Origin of the sequence: Providencia stuartii, assembly GCF_029277985.1 — a bacterium.
GTDB lineage: Bacteria > Pseudomonadota > Gammaproteobacteria > Enterobacterales > Enterobacteriaceae > Providencia > Providencia zhejiangensis.
Map to the genome: position 1 here is coordinate 1 of NZ_CP119548.1, position 8,132 is coordinate 8,132.

At 61.8% G+C, this 8,132-nt stretch carries 8 protein-coding genes and 2 pseudogenes; 8 read left to right on the forward strand and 2 right to left on the reverse strand.

Features of this window, described 5'->3' with window-relative positions:
- The 5 genes and pseudogenes from P2E05_RS21280 to P2E05_RS21300 all read left to right on the forward strand — a co-directional run bounded on the left by P2E05_RS21280 (nucleotide 1) and on the right by P2E05_RS21300 (nucleotide 4,190).
- Nucleotides 1-840, forward strand: a complete 840-nt coding sequence (locus P2E05_RS21280; protein WP_000190708.1) for a helicase RepA family protein — start codon at nucleotides 1-3, stop codon at nucleotides 838-840.
- Entirely contained in the window at nucleotides 827-1,678 is an 852-nt protein-coding gene (repC, locus tag P2E05_RS21285; RefSeq protein WP_000240536.1) for a replication protein C, IncQ-type, read from the forward strand. Before P2E05_RS21280 ends, repC begins: the two co-directional genes overlap by 14 nt.
- 294 nt (nucleotides 1,679-1,972) lie before the next feature.
- A pseudogene (locus P2E05_RS21290) lies at nucleotides 1,973-2,389 on the forward strand (dihydropteroate synthase); the annotation flags it as partial.
- A 357-nt stretch (nucleotides 2,390-2,746) separates the two neighbouring features.
- The gene (locus P2E05_RS21295; protein WP_000083351.1) at nucleotides 2,747-3,769 is read left to right on the forward strand and encodes a cation diffusion facilitator family transporter; all 1,023 of its coding nucleotides are present in this window, start codon (nucleotides 2,747-2,749) and stop codon (nucleotides 3,767-3,769) included.
- Between the two features lie 43 nt (nucleotides 3,770-3,812).
- The gene (locus P2E05_RS21300) at nucleotides 3,813-4,190 is read left to right on the forward strand and encodes an ArsR/SmtB family transcription factor (RefSeq protein ID WP_000203935.1); all 378 of its coding nucleotides are present in this window, start codon (nucleotides 3,813-3,815) and stop codon (nucleotides 4,188-4,190) included.
- 104 nt (nucleotides 4,191-4,294) lie between these two features.
- Here P2E05_RS21300 and P2E05_RS21305 read toward each other — a convergent pair.
- Nucleotides 4,295-4,456: pseudogene (locus P2E05_RS21305) on the reverse strand (IS91 family transposase); the annotation flags it as partial.
- A gap of 553 nt (nucleotides 4,457-5,009) precedes the next feature.
- Nucleotides 5,010-5,294 (reverse strand): mobilization protein C, encoded by a 285-nt coding sequence (locus P2E05_RS21310; protein WP_000238497.1) that lies wholly within the window; start codon nucleotides 5,292-5,294, stop codon nucleotides 5,010-5,012.
- 198 nt (nucleotides 5,295-5,492) lie between these two features.
- Here P2E05_RS21310 and P2E05_RS21985 point away from each other — a divergent pair, with 198 nt between their 5' ends.
- The 3 genes from P2E05_RS21985 to urfF are packed head-to-tail and all read left to right on the forward strand — an operon-like array spanning nucleotide 5,493 to nucleotide 8,103.
- Nucleotides 5,493-7,622, forward strand: a complete 2,130-nt coding sequence (locus P2E05_RS21985; RefSeq protein ID WP_001395566.1) for a MobA/MobL family protein — start codon at nucleotides 5,493-5,495, stop codon at nucleotides 7,620-7,622.
- A 60-nt stretch (nucleotides 7,623-7,682) separates the two neighbouring features.
- A complete protein-coding gene (locus P2E05_RS21880) occupies nucleotides 7,683-7,895 on the forward strand; it encodes a hypothetical protein (RefSeq protein WP_000455501.1) in 213 nt (70 codons plus the stop codon).
- Between the two features lies 1 nt (nucleotide 7,896).
- On the forward strand, nucleotides 7,897-8,103 hold the full coding sequence (gene urfF, locus P2E05_RS21335) for a plasmid repression protein F (protein ID WP_007857788.1): 207 nt from the start codon (nucleotides 7,897-7,899) through the stop codon (nucleotides 8,101-8,103).
- Nucleotides 8,104-8,132: the final 29 nt, after the last annotated feature.

Sequence of the window (8,132 nt, forward strand, 5' to 3'; positions counted from 1 at the left end):
ATGGCTACCCATAAGCCTATCAATATTCTGGAGGCGTTCGCAGCAGCGCCGCCACCGCTGGACTACGTTTTGCCCAACATGGTGGCCGGTACGGTCGGGGCGCTGGTGTCGCCCGGTGGTGCCGGTAAATCCATGCTGGCCCTGCAACTGGCCGCACAGATTGCAGGCGGGCCGGATCTGCTGGAGGTGGGCGAACTGCCCACCGGCCCGGTGATCTACCTGCCCGCCGAAGACCCGCCCACCGCCATTCATCACCGCCTGCACGCCCTTGGGGCGCACCTCAGCGCCGAGGAACGGCAAGCCGTGGCTGACGGCCTGCTGATCCAGCCGCTGATCGGCAGCCTGCCCAACATCATGGCCCCGGAGTGGTTCGACGGCCTCAAGCGCGCCGCCGAGGGCCGCCGCCTGATGGTGCTGGACACGCTGCGCCGGTTCCACATCGAGGAAGAAAACGCCAGCGGCCCCATGGCCCAGGTCATCGGTCGCATGGAGGCCATCGCCGCCGATACCGGGTGCTCTATCGTGTTCCTGCACCATGCCAGCAAGGGCGCGGCCATGATGGGCGCAGGCGACCAGCAGCAGGCCAGCCGGGGCAGCTCGGTACTGGTCGATAACATCCGCTGGCAGTCCTACCTGTCGAGCATGACCAGCGCCGAGGCCGAGGAATGGGGTGTGGACGACGACCAGCGCCGGTTCTTCGTCCGCTTCGGTGTGAGCAAGGCCAACTATGGCGCACCGTTCGCTGATCGGTGGTTCAGGCGGCATGACGGCGGGGTGCTCAAGCCCGCCGTGCTGGAGAGGCAGCGCAAGAGCAAGGGGGTGCCCCGTGGTGAAGCCTAAGAACAAGCACAGCCTCAGCCACGTCCGGCACGACCCGGCGCACTGTCTGGCCCCCGGCCTGTTCCGTGCCCTCAAGCGGGGCGAGCGCAAGCGCAGCAAGCTGGACGTGACGTATGACTACGGCGACGGCAAGCGGATCGAGTTCAGCGGCCCGGAGCCGCTGGGCGCTGATGATCTGCGCATCCTGCAAGGGCTGGTGGCCATGGCTGGGCCTAATGGCCTAGTGCTTGGCCCGGAACCCAAGACCGAAGGCGGACGGCAGCTCCGGCTGTTCCTGGAACCCAAGTGGGAGGCCGTCACCGCTGATGCCATGGTGGTCAAAGGTAGCTATCGGGCGCTGGCAAAGGAAATCGGGGCAGAGGTCGATAGTGGTGGGGCGCTCAAGCACATACAGGACTGCATCGAGCGCCTTTGGAAGGTATCCATCATCGCCCAGAATGGCCGCAAGCGGCAGGGGTTTCGGCTGCTGTCGGAGTACGCCAGCGACGAGGCGGACGGGCGCCTGTACGTGGCCCTGAACCCCTTGATCGCGCAGGCCGTCATGGGTGGCGGCCAGCATGTGCGCATCAGCATGGACGAGGTGCGGGCGCTGGACAGCGAAACCGCCCGCCTGCTGCACCAGCGGCTGTGTGGCTGGATCGACCCCGGCAAAACCGGCAAGGCTTCCATAGATACCTTGTGCGGCTATGTCTGGCCGTCAGAGGCCAGTGGTTCGACCATGCGCAAGCGCCGCCAGCGGGTGCGCGAGGCGTTGCCGGAGCTGGTCGCGCTGGGCTGGACGGTAACCGAGTTCGCGGCGGGCAAGTACGACATCACCCGGCCCAAGGCGGCAGGCTGACCCCCCCCACTCTATTGTAAACAAGACATTTTTATCTTTTATATTCAATGGCTTATTTTCCTGCTAATTGGTAATACCATGAAAAATACCATGCTCAGAAAAGGCTTAACAATATTTTGAAAAATTGCCTACTGAGCGCTGCCGCACAGCTCCATAGGCCGCTTTCCTGGCTTATGCTATTCTGCTCCTGCAGCTAATGGATCACCGCAAACAGGTTACTCGCCTGGGGATTCCCTTTCGACCCGAGCATCCGTATGAGACTCATGCTCGATTATTATTATTATAGAAGCCCCCATGAATAAATCGCTCATCATTTTCGGCATCGTCAACATAACCTCGGACAGTTTCTCCGATGGAGGCCGGTATCTGGCGCCAGACGCAGCCATTGCGCAGGCGCGTAAGCTGATGGCCGAGGGGGCAGATGTGATCGACCTCGGTCCGGCATCCAGCAATCCCGACGCCGCGCCTGTTTCGTCCGACACAGAAATCGCGCGTATCGCGCCGGTGCTGGACGCGCTCAAGGCAGATGGCATTCCCGTCTCGCTCGACAGTTATCAACCCGCGACGCAAGCCTATGCCTTGTCGCGTGGTGTGGCCTATCTCAATGATATTCGCGGTTTTCCAGACGCTGCGTTCTATCCGCAATTGGCGAAATCATCTGCCAAACTCGTCGTTATGCATTCGGTGCAAGACGGGCAGGCAGATCGGCGCGGTCATGGGCTTACCATCGACCTTCATTGTCATGTCTCTGATCGGCTTGGCCGGCGTGGTGCTGGCGCTCTGGCTGTGGCCGGCCAGCGACCCTTCTGACGTGGTGCATGACCACCCCAGCTTGCCGCCGGATCACCCTCATTTACGCACACACGCAGACCGAGGCAAGCACCATCACCAGCTGATTGTGGATGACCTGCACCGTATCTGGCCGAAAGGATAGGCACATTTTCTCGTTGCGGCACCACAACGTATGGCTTCGGCGGCTGGGAAGGGTGAGCGAAAATACTTCACATGAACATGTATTCATGTGTTATATTTTCACCATAGTCAAACACTCAACCAGCAGAGGCGCCCATGTCCCAATCCCATGCACATGACCATGGTCACGACCATGATCACGACCACACCCCCACAGTGACCAGCGCCAACGAGCGCAAGGTTCTGGTTTCCTTCTTCCTGATCTTCGGCTTCATGCTCGTGGAAGCTGTCGGCGGCGTGCTGTCGGGCTCGCTAGCCCTACTTGCCGATGCTGGCCACATGCTGACCGACGCCGTGGCACTTGCCCTGGCTTACGCTGCCTTCCGATTCGGTCGCCGCGCAGCCGACAGCAAACGCACATTCGGTTACCTGCGCTTCGAGGTCATCGCCGGCTTCCTGAACGCCGTGACCCTGTTCGCGATCGTCGCATGGATCGCCTACGAGGCGTGGGAGCGGCTGCAGGCGCCGCCCGTCATCCTCGCCGGCCCGATGATGATCGTCGCCGTGCTCGGCTTACTGATCAACGTCCTCGTGCTGTGGATCATGACCCGCGGCGAAACCGATCACGTCAATGTGAAAGGTGCCATTCTCCACGTGATGGGTGACCTGCTGGGCTCTGTCGGCGCCATCGTTGCAGCGATCGTCATCTATTTCACCGGCTGGACGCCGATCGACCCCATTCTGTCGGTCTTGGTGGCAGCGTTGATTCTGCGCAGCGCCTGGAAGCTCCTGGCCAAGTCGATCCATATCCTGCTGGAAGGCGCGCCAGAGGATGCTTCGCCGGAAAAGGTGGAACAAGGCCTGATGAGCACTGTACCCGGCCTGGCAGCTGTCAGCCACGTTCATGTGTGGCAACTCACTTCCGGTCGCACGATGGCCACACTGCACGTTCGACCCAATGTGGACGAGGAGGCGCGAGCCGTGGTCAAGCGCGTCGAGGTGGTGCTTCGAGAGCAATTCAGCATCGAACACGCCACAGTCGGAATCGACTGGAACTCGGAGGCTGACGAGAACATCTGCAGCCTGCAACCCACGACAGACCGTCAGGACCACAGCGGCCATGGCCACAGTGAGCACAATCATGACCATGACCACTCCGCTCCTGGTCACAAGCATTGAGGCCGTGCGAGCCGGCTCGCAGTTCACTTGAGGGTTTGAATCCATGACATCACGCAAAACCACCAGCTCCGCTATTGCTCACTGTTCGACCTCCAGCCACGGCGCGACCACTGATGTCCTCGCACTGTCGCAAAGTGACGTCGCTGTTCTGGCCGAGACCTTCCGCCTGCTGGGCGACCAATCGCGATTGAAAATCCTGTTGCAGTGCATGCGCGGATCCGTCGCAGTGGGCGACATTGCCGATTCGCTAGACCTGTCGCAATCCTTGGTCAGCCATCACCTGCGCCTGTTGCGCGGCGCGCGCCTCGTGCGCGGCGAGCGCCAGGCCAAGCACATCTTCTACGGCATCGCCGACCAGCACGTCAGCCAGGTACTGCAGGACATGGCGGTTCACATTTCGGAGGACAGAAACGACGATTGACTGAACGTGTGAGTGCGCGCCGGCCTACTCCTTCAAGGGGTAGGCTTTTTTTTGGCTATCAATCTAGAGAAACACCGACGCGCCTTGCTGAATGCCTAGAACCCCACATAGCCCGGCAATTCCTTTCCCTGCTCTGCCATAAGCGCAGCGAATGCCGGGTAATACTCGTCAACGATCTGATAGAGAAGGGTTTGCTCGGGTCGGTGGCTCTGGTAACGACCAGTATCCCGATCCCGGCTGGCCGTCCTGGCCGCCACATGAGGCATGTTCCGCGTCCTTGCAATACTGTGTTTACATACAGTCTATCGCTTAGCGGAAAGTTCTTTTACCCTCAGCCGAAATGCCTGCCGTTGCTAGACATTGCCAGCCAGTGCCCGTCACTCCCGTACTAACTGTCACGAACCCCTGCAATAACTGTCACGCCCCCCTGCAATAACTGTCACGAACCCCTGCAATAACTGTCACGCCCCCAAACCTGCAAACCCAGCAGGGGCGGGGGCTGGCGGGGTGTTGGAAAAATCCATCCATGATTATCTAAGAATAATCCACTAGGCGCGGTTATCAGCGCCCTTGTGGGGCGCTGCTGCCCTTGCCCAATATGCCCGGCCAGAGGCCGGATAGCTGGTCTATTCGCTGCGCTAGGCTACACACCGCCCCACCGCTGCGCGGCAGGGGGAAAGGCGGGCAAAGCCCGCTAAACCCCACACCAAACCCCGCAGAAATACGCTGGAGCGCTTTTAGCCGCTTTAGCGGCCTTTCCCCCTACCCGAAGGGTGGGGGCGCGTGTGCAGCCCCGCAGGGCCTGTCTCGGTCGATCATTCAGCCCGGCTCATCCTTCTGGCGTGGCGGCAGACCGAACAAGGCGCGGTCGTGGTCGCGTTCAAGGTACGCATCCATTGCCGCCATGAGCCGATCCTCCGGCCACTCGCTGCTGTTCACCTTGGCCAAAATCATGGCCCCCACCAGCACCTTGCGCCTTGTTTCGTTCTTGCGCTCTTGCTGCTGTTCCCTTGCCCGCACCCGCTGAATTTCGGCATTGATTCGCGCTCGTTGTTCTTCGAGCTTGGCCAGCCGATCCGCCGCCTTGTTGCTCCCCTTAACCATCTTGACACCCCATTGTTAATGTGCTGTCTCGTAGGCTATCATGGAGGCACAGCGGCGGCAATCCCGACCCTACTTTGTAGGGGAGGGCGCACTTACCGGTTTCTCTTCGAGAAACTGGCCTAACGGCCACCCTTCGGGCGGTGCGCTCTCCGAGGGCCATTGCATGGAGCCGAAAAGCAAAAGCAACAGCGAGGCAGCATGGCGATTTATCACCTTACGGCGAAAACCGGCAGCAGGTCGGGCGGCCAATCGGCCAGGGCCAAGGCCGACTACATCCAGCGCGAAGGCAAGTATGCCCGCGACATGGATGAAGTCTTGCACGCCGAATCCGGGCACATGCCGGAGTTCGTCGAGCGGCCCGCCGACTACTGGGATGCTGCCGACCTGTATGAACGCGCCAATGGGCGGCTGTTCAAGGAGGTCGAATTTGCCCTGCCGGTCGAGCTGACCCTCGACCAGCAGAAGGCGCTGGCGTCCGAGTTCGCCCAGCACCTGACCGGTGCCGAGCGCCTGCCGTATACGCTGGCCATCCATGCCGGTGGCGGCGAGAACCCGCACTGCCACCTGATGATCTCCGAGCGGATCAATGACGGCATCGAGCGGCCCGCCGCTCAGTGGTTCAAGCGGTACAACGGCAAGACCCCGGAGAAGGGCGGGGCACAGAAGACCGAAGCGCTCAAGCCCAAGGCATGGCTTGAGCAGACCCGCGAGGCATGGGCCGACCATGCCAACCGGGCATTAGAGCGGGCTGGCCACGACGCCCGCATTGACCACAGAACACTTGAGGCGCAGGGCATCGAGCGCCTGCCCGGTGTTCACCTGGGGCCGAACGTGGTGGAGATGGAAGGCCGGGGCATCCGCACCGACCGGGCAGACGTGGCCCTGAACATCGACACCGCCAACGCCCAGATCATCGACTTACAGGAATACCGGGAGGCAATAGACCATGAACGCAATCGACAGAGTGAAGAAATCCAGAGGCATCAACGAGTTAGCGGAGCAGATCGAACCGCTGGCCCAGAGCATGGCGACACTGGCCGACGAAGCCCGGCAGGTCATGAGCCAGACCCAGCAGGCCAGCGAGGCGCAGGCGGCGGAGTGGCTGAAAGCCCAGCGCCAGACAGGGGCGGCATGGGTGGAGCTGGCCAAAGAGTTGCGGGAGGTAGCCGCCGAGGTGAGCAGCGCCGCGCAGAGCGCCCGGAGCGCGTCGCGGGGGTGGCACTGGAAGCTATGGCTAACCGTGATGCTGGCTTCCATGATGCCTACGGTGGTGCTGCTGATCGCATCGTTGCTCTTGCTCGACCTGACGCCACTGACAACCGAGGACGGCTCGATCTGGCTGCGCTTGGTGGCCCGATGAAGAACGACAGGACTTTGCAGGCCATAGGCCGACAGCTCAAGGCCATGGGCTGTGAGCGCTTCGATATCGGCGTCAGGGACGCCACCACCGGCCAGATGATGAACCGGGAATGGTCAGCCGCCGAAGTGCTCCAGAACACGCCATGGCTCAAGCGGATGAATGCCCAGGGCAATGACGTGTATATCAGGCCCGCCGAGCAGGAGCGGCATGGTCTGGTGCTGGTGGACGACCTCAGCGAGTTTGACCTGGATGACATGAAAGCCGAGGGCCGGGAGCCTGCCCTGGTAGTGGAAACCAGCCCGAAGAACTATCAGGCATGGGTCAAGGTGGCCGACGCCGCAGGCGGTGAACTTCGGGGGCAGATTGCCCGGACGCTGGCCAGCGAGTACGACGCCGACCCGGCCAGCGCCGACAGCCGCCACTATGGCCGCTTGGCGGGCTTCACCAACCGCAAGGACAAGCACACCACCCGCGCCGGTTATCAGCCGTGGGTGCTGCTGCGTGAATCCAAGGGCAAGACCGCCACCGCTGGCCCGGCGCTGGTGCAGCAGGCTGGCCAGCAGATCGAGCAGGCCCAGCGGCAGCAGGAGAAGGCCCGCAGGCTGGCCAGCCTCGAACTGCCCGAGCGGCAGCTTAGCCGCCACCGGCGCACGGCGCTGGACGAGTACCGCAGCGAGATGGCCGGGCTGGTCAAGCGCTTCGGTGATGACCTCAGCAAGTGCGACTTTATCGCCGCGCAGAAGCTGGCCAGCCGGGGCCGCAGTGCCGAGGAAATCGGCAAGGCCATGGCCGAGGCCAGCCCAGCGCTGGCAGAGCGCAAGCCCGGCCACGAAGCGGATTACATCGAGCGCACCGTCAGCAAGGTCATGGGTCTGCCCAGCGTCCAGCTTGCGCGGGCCGAGCTGGCACGGGCACCGGCACCCCGCCAGCGAGGCATGGACAGGGGCGGGCCAGATTTCAGCATGTAGTGCTTGCGTTGGTACTCACGCCTGTTATACTATGAGTACTCACGCACAGAAGGGGGTTTTATGGAATACGAAAAAAGCGCTTCAGGGTCGGTCTACCTGATCAAAAGTGACAAGGGCTATTGGTTGCCCGGTGGCTTTGGTTATACGTCAAACAAGGCCGAGGCTGGCCGCTTTTCAGTCGCTGATATGGCCAGCCTTAACCTTGACGGCTGCACCTTGTCCTTGTTCCGCGAAGACAAGCCTTTCGGCCCCGGCAAGTTTCTCGGTGACTGATATGAAAGACCAAAAGGACAAGCAGACCGGCGACCTGCTGGCCAGCCCTGACGCTGTACGCCAAGCGCGATATGCCGAGCGCATGAAGGCCAAAGGGATGCGTCAGCGCAAGTTCTGGCTGACCGACGACGAATACGAGGCGCTGCGCGAGTGCCTGGAAGAACTCAGAGCGGCGCAGGGCGGGGGTAGTGACCCCGCCAGCGCCTAACCACCAACTGCCTGCAAAGGAGGCAATCA

What these genes read in the sequence shown, in the direction of transcription:
- P2E05_RS21280 (WP_000190708.1), top strand. Translation starts at nt 1, where the DNA reads ATGGCTACCCATAAGCCTATCAATATTCTGGAGGCGTTCGCAGCAGCG.
- P2E05_RS21295 (WP_000083351.1), top strand. Translation starts at nt 2,747, where the DNA reads ATGTCCCAATCCCATGCACATGACCATGGTCACGACCATGATCACGAC.
- P2E05_RS21300 (WP_000203935.1), top strand. Translation starts at nt 3,813, where the DNA reads ATGACATCACGCAAAACCACCAGCTCCGCTATTGCTCACTGTTCGACC.
- P2E05_RS21310 (WP_000238497.1), bottom strand. Translation starts at nt 5,294, where the DNA reads ATGGTTAAGGGGAGCAACAAGGCGGCGGATCGGCTGGCCAAGCTCGAA.
- P2E05_RS21985 (WP_001395566.1), top strand. Translation starts at nt 5,493, where the DNA reads ATGGCGATTTATCACCTTACGGCGAAAACCGGCAGCAGGTCGGGCGGC.
- P2E05_RS21880 (WP_000455501.1), top strand. Translation starts at nt 7,683, where the DNA reads ATGGAATACGAAAAAAGCGCTTCAGGGTCGGTCTACCTGATCAAAAGT.
- urfF (WP_007857788.1), top strand. Translation starts at nt 7,897, where the DNA reads ATGAAAGACCAAAAGGACAAGCAGACCGGCGACCTGCTGGCCAGCCCT.